Annotated in this window: 13 protein-coding genes and 1 tRNA gene; 10 read left to right on the forward strand and 4 right to left on the reverse strand. The window is 56.9% G+C overall.

The window, feature by feature from the left end; genetic code table 11:
- Positions 1–228 precede the first annotated feature (228 nt).
- A complete protein-coding gene (locus tag CAF92_RS09360; RefSeq protein WP_003260961.1) occupies positions 229–549 on the forward strand; it encodes an I78 family peptidase inhibitor in 321 nt (106 codons plus the stop codon).
- Positions 550–772: 223 nt separating this feature from the next.
- On the opposite strand, the gene CAF92_RS09365 is transcribed toward CAF92_RS09360, so the two are convergent.
- Together CAF92_RS09365 and CAF92_RS09370 are read right to left on the reverse strand one after the other, a co-directional pair.
- Entirely contained in the window at positions 773–985 is a 213-nt protein-coding gene (locus CAF92_RS09365) for a cold-shock protein (protein ID WP_003250656.1), read from the reverse strand.
- A gap of 162 nt (positions 986–1147) precedes the next feature.
- On the reverse strand, positions 1148–1453 hold the full coding sequence (locus tag CAF92_RS09370; protein ID WP_025338540.1) for a hypothetical protein: 306 nt from the start codon (positions 1451–1453) through the stop codon (positions 1148–1150).
- 338 nt (positions 1454–1791) lie between these two features.
- On the opposite strand from CAF92_RS09370, the gene thrS reads away from it, so the two are divergent.
- The 9 genes from thrS to CAF92_RS09420 all read left to right on the forward strand — a co-directional run bounded on the left by thrS (position 1792) and on the right by CAF92_RS09420 (position 9279).
- Complete coding sequence (gene thrS / locus CAF92_RS09380) at positions 1792–3714, forward strand: threonine--tRNA ligase (RefSeq protein ID WP_013972004.1); 1923 nt, start codon at positions 1792–1794, stop codon at positions 3712–3714.
- Positions 3714–4265 carry a translation initiation factor IF-3 gene (gene infC, locus CAF92_RS09385; protein WP_013972005.1) on the forward strand — a complete coding sequence of 184 codons (552 nt, stop codon included), beginning with the start codon at positions 3714–3716 and terminating at the stop codon, positions 4263–4265. Before thrS ends, infC begins: the two co-directional genes overlap by 1 nt.
- Positions 4266–4326: 61 nt before the next feature.
- A complete protein-coding gene (rpmI, locus tag CAF92_RS09390) occupies positions 4327–4521 on the forward strand; it encodes a 50S ribosomal protein L35 (protein ID WP_003250667.1) in 195 nt (64 codons plus the stop codon).
- 27 nt (positions 4522–4548) lie between these two features.
- Positions 4549–4905 carry a 50S ribosomal protein L20 gene (gene rplT / locus CAF92_RS09395; RefSeq protein ID WP_003250671.1) on the forward strand — a complete coding sequence of 119 codons (357 nt, stop codon included), beginning with the start codon at positions 4549–4551 and terminating at the stop codon, positions 4903–4905.
- A 109-nt stretch (positions 4906–5014) separates the two neighbouring features.
- Positions 5015–6031, forward strand: a complete 1017-nt coding sequence (pheS, locus tag CAF92_RS09400) for a phenylalanine--tRNA ligase subunit alpha (protein WP_013972006.1) — start codon at positions 5015–5017, stop codon at positions 6029–6031.
- 31 nt (positions 6032–6062) lie between these two features.
- Positions 6063–8444 (forward strand): phenylalanine--tRNA ligase subunit beta, encoded by a 2382-nt coding sequence (gene pheT, locus CAF92_RS09405; protein WP_085600464.1) that lies wholly within the window; start codon positions 6063–6065, stop codon positions 8442–8444.
- A gap of 4 nt (positions 8445–8448) precedes the next feature.
- The gene (ihfA, locus tag CAF92_RS09410; RefSeq protein WP_003250679.1) at positions 8449–8751 is read left to right on the forward strand and encodes an integration host factor subunit alpha; all 303 of its coding nucleotides are present in this window, start codon (positions 8449–8451) and stop codon (positions 8749–8751) included.
- Entirely contained in the window at positions 8732–9088 is a 357-nt protein-coding gene (locus CAF92_RS09415) for a MerR family transcriptional regulator (protein ID WP_003250681.1), read from the forward strand. Before ihfA ends, CAF92_RS09415 begins: the two co-directional genes overlap by 20 nt.
- 114 nt (positions 9089–9202) lie before the next feature.
- Positions 9203–9279: transfer RNA gene (locus tag CAF92_RS09420), tRNA-Pro, on the forward strand.
- 187 nt (positions 9280–9466) lie between these two features.
- On the opposite strand, the gene CAF92_RS09425 is transcribed toward CAF92_RS09420, so the two are convergent.
- Positions 9467–9910 (reverse strand): very short patch repair endonuclease, encoded by a 444-nt coding sequence (locus CAF92_RS09425; protein ID WP_085600466.1) that lies wholly within the window; start codon positions 9908–9910, stop codon positions 9467–9469.
- Between the two features lie 45 nt (positions 9911–9955).
- The gene (locus CAF92_RS09430; RefSeq protein ID WP_085600468.1) at positions 9956–15436 is read right to left on the reverse strand and encodes a GTPase domain-containing protein; all 5481 of its coding nucleotides are present in this window, start codon (positions 15434–15436) and stop codon (positions 9956–9958) included.
- Positions 15437–15441 lie beyond the last annotated feature (5 nt).

Consider the following 15441-nt stretch of genomic DNA (forward strand, 5'->3'; position numbering starts at 1 on the left):
TGGTGTTCGATGGAGGCGGGGTGCGCTCCACTTCTTGCACTAAATCATGACTTTGCGTCAGTGACCTTGCGGCTTAAGCATATGGCAAACGCAGCAGGTTGTGCAAAATCCGGTCACGATTGCGTTTTCGCCTCTGCTGGTGAGTTCAGGCAGACTTGACCGGTTTTGCAACAAAAGATGAGCGGAACTGTCGGATCAGACAGTTCCCGGACCGATTTAGGAGGCTTCATGTTCCGTACCCGTGCTTACCTGGCAACCCTGGCGGTGGCTGCTGTCCTGGCTGGTTGCAGCACTGGTGGCAATTCTGCTGGTGGCGCTGCGCCAGCCACGCCGGCAGGCAACGATGGCCGCTGCGAAGCCAGCGGCGCCGATTTCGCCATTGGCAAGCCAGCCAGCGCCGAGCTGCTGGAGCAGGCGCGCAAGGCCAGTGGCTCGCAGATGGCCCGCATTCTCAAGCCGCACGACGTGGTTACCCTGGAGTACCGCTCCGAGCGCTTGAACCTGAATGTGGACGAGCAGGGCAAGGTGGTTCGCGTCAACTGCGGCTGACACGCGGTCCTTGTGGGGGCGGCCTTGTGTCGCGAAAGGGCCGCAAAGCGGCCCCGGCATTATAGGCTGCAGAGCTGAAACCCTGGGGCCGCTACGCGCCCCTTTCGCGACACAAGGCCGCTCCCACAAAAAAAGCCGCGCCCGCATGGGCCAACCCCTTCAGCCCATGCAGCACCCATAAAAAAACCCGCCACAAGGGCGGGTTTTTTTACAGCTATCCGAATTACTCCGGACGAACCTGTGCAGCCTGCATGCCCTTCTGGCCGCGCTCGGCGACGAAGGAAACAGTCTGGCCTTCTTTCAGGCTCTTGAAGCCGTCAGATTCGATGGCCTTGAAGTGAACGAACAGGTCGTCGCCGCCGCCTGCTGGGGTGATGAAGCCGTAGCCTTTCTCATCATTGAACCATTTGACGGTGCCTTGTTGGCGATTGGACATGGGTGAATCTCCAGAACATTTAGTTTTTTCAGTGGTGCAATGCGGCCGAGGCTACGGAGCACGGAACACATCATAGTCTAATTCTGCGCATCTAGCGCCTTTTACCTTCGCAGGATATTGATCCAGCGCAAAGAATGGCTGGCCTGCTCTGGCTTTAAGGTTTCAGCTCTTCGGTGCGCAGGCCTGTTTCACGACCGTCTGGGCCTTCTGCATCAGCTTGGCGTCCACGCCATCGTTGCTGTCGAGGTCGGCAATCTCCGCGTCGGTGAAATTCTTTTTGATGGTTTGCGCGCCACAGTCGCAGTGTTTTTTCGCAGTCGCAGCGTCAACGCCTTGGCCTTGAGCCACTTGCGTGCACTGGCTCATGTAGGCGGCTTCCTTCCCGGCCGGGAAGTTGCCGGCGTTCGCAGCCATGGGCAGCAGCAGGGCCCCAGCGGCCGCCAGGGCCAGAAGAGACGGAACTCGCATAACCGGTTACTCCTTGGGTTAAGGTCTCATCAAGAGTAGGTTGCTTCCCAAGGTCTGATAGGAATTTTTCCGCGTAAGTTCAGCCGAAGTCTGTAATTTCCAAATATTTCTGCCTGGCATGCAACCCGCGTGCTAGCATGCTCGGCTTGCAGCTGACAACGTGCAGCCTGCAGCTATCTTTTTTCTTTCCAGTCACTCTGGTTCGTCCCTGGCAAGCCGAAAGGCTTCTGCCACTGTGAGGCAGGCTTTCCGTTGCGGGAAGGCAGGTCGGATCTTGTACTGGCTCATCCCAACCCACGTGACCTTTGGTAGGGGTCACCACTAGGAGAGGAGGCGCCATGCCCGTTATTACTCTTCCCGATGGCAGTCAACGTTCGTTCGATCACGCCGTATCCGTAGCCGAAGTCGCCGCTTCGATCGGCGCCGGCCTGGCCAAGGCCACCGTGGCCGGCAAGGTCGACGGCAAACTGGTCGATGCCTGCGACCTGATCAGCAACGACGCCACCCTGCAGATCATCACCCCTAAAGATGAAGAGGGACTGGAGATCATTCGCCACTCGTGCGCCCATCTGGTCGGCCACGCGGTGAAACAGCTGTACCCGACCGCCAAGATGGTGATCGGCCCGGTCATCGACGAAGGCTTCTACTACGACATCGCCTACGAGCGCCCCTTCACCCCTGAAGACATGGCTGCCATCGAAAAGCGCATGATGGAGCTGATCGACAAGGACTACGACGTCATCAAGAAGGTGACCCCGCGCGCCGAAGTCATCGACGTGTTCAAGGCCCGTGGCGAAGACTACAAGCTGCGCCTGGTCGAAGACATGCCGGACGAGCAGGCCATGGGCCTGTACTACCACGAAGAATATGTCGACATGTGCCGCGGCCCGCACGTGCCGAACACCCGCTTCCTCAAGGCATTCAAGCTGACCAAGCTGTCCGGCGCCTACTGGCGCGGTGATGCCAAGAACGAGCAGCTGCAACGCGTGTACGGCACCGCCTGGGCCGACAAGAAGCAGCTGGCGGCATACATCCAGCGCATCGAAGAAGCCGAAAAACGCGACCACCGCAAGATCGGCAAGCAGCTCGACCTGTTCCACCTGCAGGAAGAAGCCCCGGGCATGGTGTTCTGGCACGCCAACGGCTGGACCGTGTACCAGGTGCTCGAGCAGTACATGCGCCAGGTTCAGCGCGTCAACGGCTACCAGGAAATCAAGACCCCGCAGGTTGTCGACCGCATTCTCTGGGAGCGTTCCGGCCACTGGTCCAACTACGCCGAGAACATGTTCACCACCTCGTCGGAAAGCCGTGACTACGCGGTAAAACCGATGAACTGCCCGTGCCACGTGCAGGTGTTCAACCAGGGCCTGAAGAGCTACCGCGACCTGCCGCTGCGCCTGGCCGAGTTCGGTGCCTGCCACCGTAACGAGCCGTCCGGCGCCCTGCATGGCATCATGCGCGTGCGTGGCTTCGTGCAGGACGACGCGCACATCTTCTGCACCGAAGAACAGGTGAAGAAAGAAGCCGCCGACTTCATCAAGCTGACCCTGGACGTGTACAAGGACTTCGGCTTCACCGACATCGCCATGAAGCTGTCGACCCGCCCGGCCAAGCGCGTGGGTTCCGAAGAGCTGTGGGACCGTGCCGAAGGCGCACTGGCCGACGCCTTGAACGAATCGGGCCTGGAGTGGGAATACCAGCCGGGCGAGGGCGCCTTCTACGGCCCGAAGATCGAGTTCACCCTGCGCGACTGCCTCGGCCGTAACTGGCAGTGCGGTACCCTGCAGTACGACCCGAACCTGCCAGAACGCCTGGATGCCAGCTACATCGCCGAAGATAACAGCCGAGTTCGCCCGGTCATGCTGCACCGTGCCATCCTCGGTTCGTTCGAGCGCTTCATCGGCATGCTGATCGAGCACTACGCTGGCGTGTTCCCGGCCTGGCTGGCACCCACCCAGGCCGTGATCATGAACATCACCGACAAGCAGGCCGATTTCGCCCTCGAGGTGGAAAATACCCTGAACGGTAGCGGTTTCCGTGCCAAGTCGGACTTGAGAAATGAGAAGATCGGCTTTAAAATCCGCGAGCATACTTTGCTCAAGGTCCCGTACCTTTTGGTTATAGGGGATCGCGAAGTCGAAACGCAGACCGTCGCAGTACGCACCCGTGAAGGCAAAGACCTCGGCTCCATGCCGGTGGCTGAATTCACGCAGCTGCTCAACAGCGCTGTTGCCCAGCGCGGTCGCCTAGAATCGGAGTAATGACTATTAAGCGTGAAATGAGAAACGATAAACGAACTGCACCGAAAGCCCCGATCAACGAGAATATCTCGGCACGCGAGGTTCGGTTAATTGGCGCTGACGGCGAGCAGATTGGCATCGTCTCGATTGATGAAGCGCTTCGTATCGCTGATGAAGCGAAGCTGGATCTGGTGGAGATCTCCGCCGACGCGCAACCGCCCGTCTGCAAGGTGATGGACTACGGCAAGCACCTCTTCGAGAAGAAGAAGCAGGCCAACGAAGCCAAGAAAAACCAGAAGCAGATCCAGATCAAAGAAATCAAGTTTCGTCCAGGGACGGAAGAAGGGGATTACCAGGTAAAACTACGCAACCTGGTACGTTTCCTTACCGATGGGGACAAGGCCAAGATCTCTCTGAGATTCCGCGGCCGTGAGATGGCCCACCAGGAGCTGGGCATGGAGCTGTTGAAGCGGGTCGAAGCCGACCTCGCCGAATACGGCTCCGTTGAGCAGCATCCGAAGATGGAAGGACGCCAGCTTATGATGGTCATCGCCCCCAAAAAGAAGAAGTAATCTCCCGGGCACGGCAGGCCTGATGATTATTGTGTAATTTTATCGAATGCGGAGTTCCAACATGCCAAAAATGAAAACCAAGAGCGGTGCTGCGAAGCGCTTCCTGAAGACCGCTTCCGGCTTCAAGCACAAGCACGCTTTCAAGAGCCACATCCTGACCAAAATGTCGACCAAGCGTAAGCGTCAACTGCGCGGTGCCAGCCTGCTGCACCCGTCTGACGTGGCAAAAGTCGAGCGCATGCTGCGCGTACGTTAATTCTGGTTTAGATAGAGGAAGTTACTCATGGCTCGTGTTAAGCGTGGCGTCATCGCTCGTAAGCGTCACAAGAAAATTCTGAAACTGGCTAAAGGCTACTACGGTGCACGCTCGCGCGTATTCCGCGTTGCCAAGCAGGCTGTCATCAAGGCAGGTCAATATGCCTACCGTGACCGTCGTCAGAAGAAGCGTCAGTTCCGCGCACTGTGGATCGCTCGTATCAACGCCGGTGCCCGCACCAACGGTCTGTCCTACAGCCGTCTGATTGCTGGCCTGAAAAAGGCTTCGATCGAAATCGACCGTAAGGTTCTGGCCGATCTGGCAGTGAACGAAAAAGCGGCGTTTGCTGCGATTGTCGAGAAAGCTAAAGCCGTTCTGGCTTAAGTACCCGCGACAATCACCCGGCGGCGCTAGCGCCGTCGGGCATTGAACGTCATCGATAGGGGAAGAGCCTTCAAAGCTCTTCCCCTATTTTCGTATCTGGAGTCTGTACATGGAAAACCTGGATGCGTTGGTCTCCCAAGCCCTTGAGGCCGTGGAGCGCGCTGAAGACATCAATACCCTGGAACAGATCCGGGTGAACTATCTCGGCAAGAAAGGCGAGCTGACCCAGGTGATGAAGACCCTGGGCAACCTGCCAGCCGAAGAGCGGCCGAAAGTCGGCGCGCTGATCAACGACGCCAAAGAGCGCGTCACCGTTGTGCTCAATGCCCGCAAGGCCGCCTTCGAAGAAGCCGAGCTCAGCGCTCGCCTGGCTGCCGAATGCATTGACGTCACCCTGCCAGGCCGCGGCCAGGCCACCGGTGGCCTGCACCCGATCACCCGTACACTCGAGCGCATCGAGCAGTTCTTCACCCACATCGGCTACGGCATTGCCGAAGGCCCAGAGGTGGAAGACGACTACCACAACTTCGAAGCGCTCAACATCCCAGGCCACCACCCGGCCCGGGCGATGCACGACACCTTCTACTTCAATGCCAACATGCTGCTGCGCACCCACACCTCGCCGGTGCAGGTGCGGACCATGGAGTCCACCCAGCCGCCAATCCGCATTGTCTGCCCGGGCCGCGTATACCGCTGCGACTCGGATATCACCCACTCGCCGATGTTCCACCAGGTCGAAGGCCTGCTGATCGATCGCGATATCAACTTCGCCGACCTCAAGGGCACCATCGAAGAGTTCCTGCGCGTGTTCTTCGAAAAAGAACTGGCGGTACGTTTCCGCCCATCGTTCTTCCCCTTCACCGAGCCGTCCGCCGAAGTCGACATCCAGTGCGTGATGTGTTCCGGCAAAGGCTGCCGCGTGTGCAAGCAGACCGGCTGGCTGGAAGTGATGGGCTGCGGCATGGTGCACCCGAACGTGCTGCGTATGTCTGGCATCGACCCTGAAGAGTTCCAGGGCTTCGCCTTCGGCATGGGCGCCGAGCGCCTGGCCATGCTGCGCTACGGCGTCAACGATTTGCGTCTGTTCTTCGATAACGACCTGCGGTTCCTTGCCCAATTCCGCTAGGCCCAATCGACGCACATTCTAGGAGAACAGCATGAAATTCAGTGAACAGTGGCTGCGCGGTTGGGTAAACCCGCAAGTCTCCCGTGACGAACTGGTCGCCCGCCTGTCCATGGCCGGCCTCGAAGTCGACAGCGTCACCCCCGCTGCCGGCCAGTTCAGCGGCATCGTCGTGGGCGAAATCCTCGCCACCGAACAACACCCGGACGCCGACAAGCTGCGCGTGTGCCAAGTAAGCAACGGCCAGGAAACCTTCCAGGTCGTGTGCGGCGCCCCTAACGCCCGCCCAGGCATCAAGATCCCGTTCGCCATGATCGGCGCCGAACTGCCAGGCGACTTCAAGATCAAGAAGGCCAAGCTGCGCGGTGTCGAGTCCTTCGGCATGCTGTGCTCGGCTGCCGAACTGCAGATCAGCGAAGAGAACGACGGCCTGCTGGAACTGGCGGCTGACGCCCCGGTGGGCGAAGACATTCGCCAGTACCTGAGCCTGGACGACGCCAGCATCGAAATCGGCCTCACCCCCAACCGCGGCGACTGCCTGTCCATCGCAGGTCTCGCCCGCGACGTCAGCGCCCTGTACGACGCCCCGGTCACCCGCCCGGTAGTGCCAGCCGTACCGGCTGCCCACGACGAAGTGCGCCCGGTCGAAGTCAGCGCCCCGGCTGCCTGCCCACGCTACCTGGGCCGCGTCATCCGCAACGTCGACCTGAGCAAGCCGACCCCACTGTGGATGGTCGAACGCCTGCGCCGCAGCGACGTGCGCAGCATCGACGCTGCCGTCGACATCACCAACTACGTGATGCTCGAACTCGGCCAGCCGATGCACGCCTTCGACCTGGCAGAAATCAACGGCGGCATCCGCGTACGCATGGCCGAAGAGGGCGAGAAGCTCGTCCTGCTCGACGGCCAGGAAGTGGCCCTGCGCGCCGACACCCTGGTGATCGCCGACCACACCCGCGCCCTGGCCATCGCCGGCGTCATGGGTGGCGAGCACAGCGGTGTGAACACCGAAAAAACCCGCGACCTGTTCCTCGAAAGCGCCTTCTTCGAGCCGATCTCCGTCGCCGGTAAAGCCCGTTCCTACGGCCTGCACACCGACGCCTCGCACCGCTACGAGCGCGGCGTGGACTCGCAGCTGGCCCGCGAAGCCATCGAGCGCGCCACCCAGCTGCTGCTGGACATCGTCGGCGGCGAAGCCGGCCCGGTTGTCGAAGCCGTCAGCGAACAGCACCTGCCGCAAGTGGCCCCGGTTACCCTGCGCGCCGAACGCATCACCCAGATGCTCGGCATGGAAATGGACCCAGCCCAGGTCGAGCAACTGCTCAACGCCCTGGAACTGACCACTACCAAGAGCGGGGAAGGGCAGTGGACAGTCAACGTTCCAAGCCACCGCTTCGACATCAGCCTGGAAGTGGACCTGATCGAAGAGCTGGCCCGTCTGTACGGCTACAACAACCTGCCGGTTCGCTACCCGCAAGCCCGCCTGGCCCCCCAGGGCAAGCCGGAAACCCGCGGTGACCTGCCGACCCTGCGCCGCCTGCTGGTTGCCCGCGGCTACCAGGAAGCCATCACCTACAGCTTCATCGACCCGAAACTGTTCGAACTGTTCAGCCCGGGCGTAGAGCCGCTGCTGCTGGCCAACCCCATCTCCAGCGACATGGCCGCCATGCGCGCGTCCCTGTGGCCGGGCCTGGTCAAGGCACTGCAGCACAACCTGAACCGCCAGCAAGACCGCGTGCGCCTGTTCGAAAGCGGCCTGCGCTTCGTCGGCCAGCTCGGCGACCTTAAGCAGCAGCCGATGATCGCCGGCGTTGTCACCGGCAGCCGCCTGCCAGAAGGCTGGGCCAACGGCCGCGACGGCGTCGACTTCTTCGACGTGAAGGCCGACGTGGAAGCCCTGCTGGGCTACTCCGGCGCCCTGAGCGACTTCACCTTCAGCGCCGGCAAGCACCCAGCCCTGCACCCAGGCCAGACCGCCGCCATCGAGCGTGACGGCAAGCTCGTCGGTTACCTCGGCGCCATCCACCCAGAGCTGGCCAAGGCCCTGGACCTGGACCGCCCGGTGTTCCTGTTCGAGCTGGTGCTGGGCGACGTGGTCGAAGGCCGCCTGCCGAAATTCAGCGAGCTTTCCAAGTTCCCGGAAACCCGCCGCGACCTGGCTTTGATCGCAGGACGTGATGTAGCTTCTAGCGCAGTACTTGAAGTAATTCGTGACAATGCAGGCGAATGGCTCACAGACCTCAGGCTGTTTGACGTCTACCAAGGTAAAGGTATTGATCCTGATAGAAAAAGCCTTGCCGTCGGCTTGACCTGGCAGCATCCATCGCGCACTCTTAACGACGATGAGGTGAACGCCGCACTGCAAAACATCCTCACCTCGCTCGAACAAAGGTTGAACACCACGTTAAGGAAATAACGGCATGGGTGCTCTGACGAAAGCTGAGATGGCCGAAAGGCTGTACGAGGAGCTGGGGCTTAACAAGCGTGAGGCCAAGGAGCTGGTCGAGCTGTTTTTTGAAGAAATTCGGCACGCACTTGAAGAGAACGAGCAGGTCAAGCTGTCCGGTTTCGGCAACTTCGACCTTCGCGACAAACGCCAGCGGCCGGGCCGCAACCCCAAGACAGGGGAAGAAATCCCGATCACCGCACGGCGCGTCGTCACCTTTCGTCCAGGGCAGAAGTTGAAGGCCCGGGTTGAGGCCTATGCTGGAACCAAGCCATAACGACGAACTGCCCCCCATACCGGGCAAAAGGTACTTCACCATAGGTGAGGTGAGTGAGCTTTGTGCGGTAAAACCGCACGTGCTGCGGTATTGGGAGCAGGAGTTCGATCAGCTCAATCCCGTGAAGCGGCGGGGGAACCGGCGGTATTATCAGCGGCAGGATGTGCTGATGATTCGCCAGATTCGTGCGCTGCTTTATGACCAGGGGTTCACCATTGGCGGGGCTCGGTTGAGGCTTTCCAGTGATGAGGCCAAGGATGAGTCGAGCCAGTACAAGCAGCTGATTCGGCAGATGATTGTCGAGTTGGAGGATGTGTTGGTGGTGTTGAAGAAGTGACTTGGGTTTTTGGTGAGTGGAAAATTTTTTGAGAAAAAGCTTTCATTTATCAGGAGGTTAGGGTACATTCTTCAACGTTCTCGGTAGCATTGAGAACATGCTTCAAAGCCCAGTCGGGGCGTAGCGCAGCCCGGTAGCGCACTTGCATGGGGTGCAAGGGGTCGAGTGTTCGAATCACTCCGTCCCGACCATTTTGAAACGAAAAAGCCCAGTCGGTGACGACTGGGCTTTTTTGTGCACTTAAGTTAGTAAGCTGTCACAGGAAAACGGCGAAGGAGTGTGAGAGGTAGCCATTCATCGTCAGACGGCGAAGAAGCCTTAGCTTCTCAAGATGGTTGAGTCTGAGCGCTGGATAGCGCTTTGATTGTGAGCGGGCAGTTAGTTATCTTCGCTTTGATTGCCCGTCATGCGAATAATTTTATCTAGGTTGTCCGTAGTTTTTTTCAGTCTGTTTGCAGGTTTCAGTTCACATTCCCAGACAATAAGCACTGTCCATCCCATGGCTTGTAGCTCTGCTATTACTTGTGCGTCACGCGCCACATTCTTCTTAAATTTATCTAGCCAGAATGATGTATTGCTCTTAGGGGTGGTGGCAATTGAGCAGCCCGCATGCCTATGCCAAAAGCACCCGTGCACAAATACCACTGTCCTGTATCTGGGAAAAACGAGATCAGGCTTGCCGGGGAGATCGGAACTGTGCAAACGATACCGAAGACCCAACTTGTGAAGAGATTTACGTAGAGCTAGTTCGGGCTTTGTGTTCTTGTCTCGGATTCGAGACATTCTTTCTGAGCGCTCTGAAGGAGTAAGGGTGTCAATCATCAGCAGCCTCCTGGCCCGACCTAATTAGGTCGGGCCATACCTCTGTTAATCCTGATTGATGAGTTCGAAGAAAGGTAATCCACGAATAACTTCGCCAGCTACGTCGAATGACTTGTAAAGGCAGTGGTGATTTGGGAGGGTCTTCACCCGCTCAGACAATTCTGCCAGATCAGAGGTAAACCCTAAAACCCCGAGCTCGGCAGGCGTAGCGTTCGGTACCTTGTGGATGAACCACGACAGTAGTGGCTCCCGATAGTCTGTTGCCCCGACCTTGAAATGCCTCAGGTACTGCGATGCTAGGATAACGCCAGTTCCGAATTCTCGGCCCTGCAATAGCAGCTTCCGAAGAACATCGAACTCGTAACGCATGATGTTATCTGCTTCGTCTACTAAAAGGTAAGAGTCTATCGCTCGTAGCTGCGGGGAAGTGCCAACGAAAGGGCGTTTTGGAGTGCGGAGCATGTTCTCATAAAACATGTTCAGCATGATAGCGACTAGCAAGTTCTTGCTTCTGTCGTCTTGCCCCATGGAATCCAGAGAGATTACTACGACGCCCTGGAAGAACTCGTCAAATGACTTCTTTTCTCCATTGCGCGCGAAGACTTCCATGTCTACCAGATCGTCAATGATGGCCATCGGGGAGTCTGATTTACCTGCGAGTAATTCGCGATACTCTGCGTGGATATCGTAGATTGTTGGTTGACGACCTTGCGCATCGGCCGCCTCGTAAGCGTTACGTACTGCCCCTTTGAGCTTGTCTCGCTGCACGGGCCCTATGCCCGAGTACACCTTGTCTAGTACATCTGCGAAGAATCGGAACCTGTCCAGCCATGGGGCGGATGACTCCCCAATTCCCGACGTATCGAATAGATTCAAGGGTAGGCGATGGGGTTTCACTACCCTGGCGCCAGTAGCTTCGACAAAATCTTGGCTGCTGTAGTCACGTTTATAGTCGAAAATCAGAAATCTTGGGGTGATCCCACGATTAGACTCGCGAGCGCTGGATATCTGGTGGATCAGCGATTTGAGGAATTGGGTTTTGCCTGTCCCTAGGTCACCAACTACACCGATGTTTAATTGGTTGAGCCGAGTGTCGGATATATTTAGGCAGAGTGGCCGGGGCTCGAAGCCATCCACGGTCTTACCCACAGATAGTAGGACTCCATTGCCGGGGTCTTCAGATGGGGGGCTATAGCCTGAAACCAGCTCCATTGCATCTGGTTGCTCTGTCAGACTTATAAATGACTCGGGCACATCCCCTGAAGCCGCTGCTGGCTCGCTTGTTTCAACTGTATCCGAAGTGCCAACTTTTGCATGTTCGAGTGGAGGGATAGTTGTTCCGTCTTGGTGAGGCAGCAGGCCCCAGTCATCGACCTTGGCGCGTACACCGTCATAGAAATTCTGAACGTCAGTCCCGGCAATAATGCGACCCGCATCGCGACTAGAAATGACGATGGTTTCTGGGAAATTGTCACCATCACGATCATGCGGACTGCTCTGGTTTGAAGCATCAACCACTATGAGTCTGCCTCGCTCATCAATGCTGATCGATGGCTTAGGGTCGAGTATGGCTGCTGCGATTCGCTCGTGGAAGGTAGCCCACCGACTAGCATGGCCATCTACAGCCTGATGCTGGCTGTAGACACGCAGGCCAAATCCAACCATCGACAGCAGCAGGTGCTGAAACGCGAGACGCCACGCTAAGGAACTATCTGCGCGCTCATCAATAGCACAAAGCAACGACGACAAAGCCTTAGCCTGGGATAAGGCCTCAGACGATTCTCCATTGCCAAAGACCACTCCTTGCCTGCATTTAACTTCTATGGGTGTGAGATGCAGCTGCACTTTGTCGTTGCATGCGCGAACGCCGATGACCAGTAGGTCGGGACGCGATAGAGATGTTTCCTTGCGCTCCTTGCCAAGAGAGCGGGCGAGGTCGGAAAGGTAGCCGCGGAAAGGGTCTACGGGGATAATTATTGCTATGGTGGATTCATCCGGCGACCCTGCAAGTACAGGAAGAAGGCTGTCCTTGTTGCCGGATACGCGAAACTGATCTTGTAGAAGGCGGACCGCGAGGAAAAGTCCAAGGTCGCCAGTAGCCCCTGTATCGTCTCCGGATAGGCCGCGTACAGTGGGTATACCTCTTCTCGCAACTTCTAGGAGGATTTGTTCAACTTGGCTATCCTCGAGATTCTCGCAGCCAGGTAATGGTTTCAACACGCGCTGTAGCGCGTCGCGATCGGCATCCTTTACTTGTGACAGTAGATAATAACCACTGGTATCACCCGCGCGGTGCGAGTATGAGGGTAGGTCGTAATCCCATAGATATGTTCCCTGAATCCAGCCGCCCAGGAAGCAGGCGGGATCGATGGCCGATGATGAGACTGCGACGAACCCCGCACTGTGATCTTCCAGCATGCTGGATACTGCATGGACATTCGGGGAAAACTGCATGCCAATCTTGCCATCTCTAAGCCTTTCAATCATCAGCATGCACGCGGAGACCTTATCTGCAAAGGGTTCGCCGGAGGGGGGCATTTGCAGGCCTTGTCGAGATTCACTCAGGAACGATGCTTGGAGTTGGCGCCTGACGCGATGCCTGATGAGTCCGCCGGTTCCCATTGGCGAGAGCATGCCGACTTCCTTGGACTCGGGTTGGGATGCATCTAGTTGAGCAATGATGCCAAGGTCAGGCTTTGCACCTTTCGGTTGCTTTTCATACCATCGAACATGATTCTCAGTGTCTTCGGAAAGGTTAGCGATGGTCGCCTGATCAGGGAGGCCAGCCTGCCTAGTATCGAACACTTCTAGTATCTTTGCTCCGACACTTTGCCGTGAGATCTCTTGTTCTCCGTTGCCAAAACGCTTGGTGCACCAGTTGGCCAGGCCTTCATTGCAGGCATCTGTAGTGCCACCTGTGCTGGATACTACCAAACTAATAATTGGCTTTGCCGCCAAGAGGTCGGTGACATCGTCGAGCGCGCGCGAGACCTGAGCTGGGCTAAATCCGCTAGATATGCCTCCAACTGCCAGCCCGAAGCTACTGTCGAATGGTGCCTGGCGAGCCCGATCGGGTATTTGCCCGAGTCGTGAGCCGTTCCAAAGAACTGACCAGTAGTCTGAGCTGCATTCGACTGAAATAAAATCAACTTTGTCTATGCCGCTTGGAGACTGCAGCGAGATAGTTAGCAAGTCGGGGACGCAATCCGGATCAAGAATACTTGCAGCGGGGCACGCAGAGTTGCTTTCGATTTCATCATGAAGCACTTTCTGCGCGAAGCAATGCCATGCTAAGCGTAAAGGGTGTAGTGGAGACAATATAATGGCGTCAGGAACCCTTGCCAGGGTTAGACCGCCCTGTTCCAAGGAGCAGACAGCAATAGTGTCTATCCAGCAGGCTACACTTGGATCGGAGTCTAGCCATGACATGAACGAATCCAGATAATCCTCGACAAGCGAGCGGAACTCTGGGTCGCTAGATAGCCATGCGCCAAGAGCTGCGGACTCAAGAAGTCCAGACTGATCATCACTACCCCGTACATGCCTGGCGATTCCCTGTCGGGCTTCTATGAAGCCTTTAGGGGGGCAGAAACTCGCGGCGTCGGGGCGAGGATCATGGAGGAAGCGTCCGCTCGAGAGGATCGGGCCGTGGGGTGCGTCCCAATCCGGAGGTGCCCACCGTGACGCATAATCGTCTGCGATTACAATCGGCCTGAATGAGTTGGCTACATTCTGTTCCTCCAGCATCCATGACTGGAGGCTGGAGGAGCGTGCGTTACGGTCAAGATGGACAACTGCCTTCGTGTCGAACTTCTCGAGATGCCGACGATTGAGCTTTATTAGGCGTTCAAATTCACTCCTGCAGCCTTCCTCTTTTGCTTCTTCGCAAGTCAAGTAGACTCGGCAGGTCCTGATAGCTTGTTGGCTACCATGAGTAAATGTTACATCTAATTGATACTTACCATCGGCCTCGATCTCTACTAGGTACTCATCTACCCCAACTAGCCTTGCCTCGAGCGTTTCCCGTTGCTCCTCGAATTCGGTAGCATCGTCCAGCAAGCCATCTGTCTTCAAGATGGAGGCGCCATTCGTTAAATGAAGTCGGAGCTCATATCGACCGGAGCCTGGAAGTGTCAGGGACGACTCCCAGTCTATAGCTGAAGAGGTTTTGCGTGGTTTCTTTGGTGGAGAAAGCTTTGTTGCGAGCCTGCACGTAACAAGTATTCCAGGTTTCCAACTTCCAAGTGAGATAACTCGAATGCTCGCAGGTTTGCAGCCGTCCGCGGCTACCCTGTAACTCAAAGGGGTTCCGTGCGAAGAGGGGTGCAGGTCAATATGACTTGTAGCCCCGACAGGATTTGCTGGCAATTTCATTGGTATCTTGCCATGGGAGCCTCCTGTTACCAGAAAGTCCTTTGGAAGATTGTTTTCATTTGCGGAGATGGCTAGCTCGACTTCGTTTCGTACAACTGCCGGTAATCCTTTTGCCATTGGTATCAGGCTATTAGTGCATCGGATTGTTATCTCTCCGACAGCTTCGTTTGACTCGTCCGCAAGTAACTCCGCCCATTGCTCCGTAGTAAGCGCTGTCCACCAAGAGGGAGGTGCGGATAGTTCAATGTCAGCGGATGTTAGGTAAAAGGCAGCTGTCGCACGCTCGAATGCAGTAGGTACGTCGCAATTTGACTGAAGATGGGAAAGTAGTTCGCGCAACGCTTGAGCAATATTGTTTTGAGCGCCTTGTGCCAGACGTTCGATACCAGTCTTGAATCCGTCTGCCAGTTCGTCAGCTATTTTCCCTACAACGGAAATTTGTGTCTTTACACAGATTCCGCCATCTTTCAGTGGAGGGAAACCGCATGCTAACGAAAGTGCTGTTCCTGATGGCAGTCCATGTATCGTGTTTGCTATCGAGAAAATACGGGAAAGCAGACGCCAGACGGCCTGATGACCACTTTTTTCTGGGTCTACTTCGTCTACCGAGGACGCTGCAACACGAACTAAGCCTCTAGCGTCGTCCAGCTGGTTATCGGCTATTCCGGCAGCAGCCAATGCCGAGTTAACGGTTTGCTGAACGAAAGCATCCTCCCACCACTGCTCGAAGGAGGAGTGGCCCGTGCTCGTAGCCGCTCGCAATCCGAACTCATCGGTTGTGGACTCGATTGACAGGTTGTTGTGCAGTCCTGGGGGGACTAGTGCAACAAAGCTCGGGTTGCTAGGGTCATTGCGAACATCTAGCAAATGATCGTTGTCGCATTTGCCTGATGCACCAATCCGGGGTTTCGGTGCTTGTAACTGGCCAACCGGATACTGTAGCAGTACAGGTAGGGTCACCTCTCCGTTTGGTCGAATAGGTATCTGTATCCCTCCGGTGCGTACCAGCTCGTCGTAGGCTTGTTCGAGGATCTCCAGTGGGGGGCCGCGGAAGATCAGTCGGTACTCAATATTGCTGCCAATATATCCTTGAGTGGCACCCTGAACCTTATCGAGAACAGTGGCGGCAAGCCAGTGTGCAAGTTTATTCATATTAC

This window comes from Pseudomonas sp. B10(2017) (assembly GCF_002113295.1).
Taxonomy (GTDB): domain Bacteria; phylum Pseudomonadota; class Gammaproteobacteria; order Pseudomonadales; family Pseudomonadaceae; genus Aquipseudomonas; species Aquipseudomonas pudica.

Bases quoted from the DNA above. Each gene is read 5' to 3' on its own strand.
- CAF92_RS09360 (WP_003260961.1), top strand. From the start codon at position 229: ATGTTCCGTACCCGTGCTTACCTGGCAACCCTGGCGGTGGCTGCTGTC.
- CAF92_RS09365 (WP_003250656.1), bottom strand. From the start codon at position 985: ATGTCCAATCGCCAACAAGGCACCGTCAAATGGTTCAATGATGAGAAA.
- CAF92_RS09370 (WP_025338540.1), bottom strand. From the start codon at position 1,453: ATGCGAGTTCCGTCTCTTCTGGCCCTGGCGGCCGCTGGGGCCCTGCTG.
- thrS (WP_013972004.1), top strand. From the start codon at position 1,792: ATGCCCGTTATTACTCTTCCCGATGGCAGTCAACGTTCGTTCGATCAC.
- infC (WP_013972005.1), top strand. From the start codon at position 3,714: ATGACTATTAAGCGTGAAATGAGAAACGATAAACGAACTGCACCGAAA.
- rpmI (WP_003250667.1), top strand. From the start codon at position 4,327: ATGCCAAAAATGAAAACCAAGAGCGGTGCTGCGAAGCGCTTCCTGAAG.
- rplT (WP_003250671.1), top strand. From the start codon at position 4,549: ATGGCTCGTGTTAAGCGTGGCGTCATCGCTCGTAAGCGTCACAAGAAA.
- pheS (WP_013972006.1), top strand. From the start codon at position 5,015: ATGGAAAACCTGGATGCGTTGGTCTCCCAAGCCCTTGAGGCCGTGGAG.
- pheT (WP_085600464.1), top strand. From the start codon at position 6,063: ATGAAATTCAGTGAACAGTGGCTGCGCGGTTGGGTAAACCCGCAAGTC.
- ihfA (WP_003250679.1), top strand. From the start codon at position 8,449: ATGGGTGCTCTGACGAAAGCTGAGATGGCCGAAAGGCTGTACGAGGAG.
- CAF92_RS09415 (WP_003250681.1), top strand. From the start codon at position 8,732: ATGCTGGAACCAAGCCATAACGACGAACTGCCCCCCATACCGGGCAAA.
- CAF92_RS09425 (WP_085600466.1), bottom strand. From the start codon at position 9,910: ATGATTGACACCCTTACTCCTTCAGAGCGCTCAGAAAGAATGTCTCGA.
- CAF92_RS09430 (WP_085600468.1), bottom strand. From the start codon at position 15,436: ATGAATAAACTTGCACACTGGCTTGCCGCCACTGTTCTCGATAAGGTT.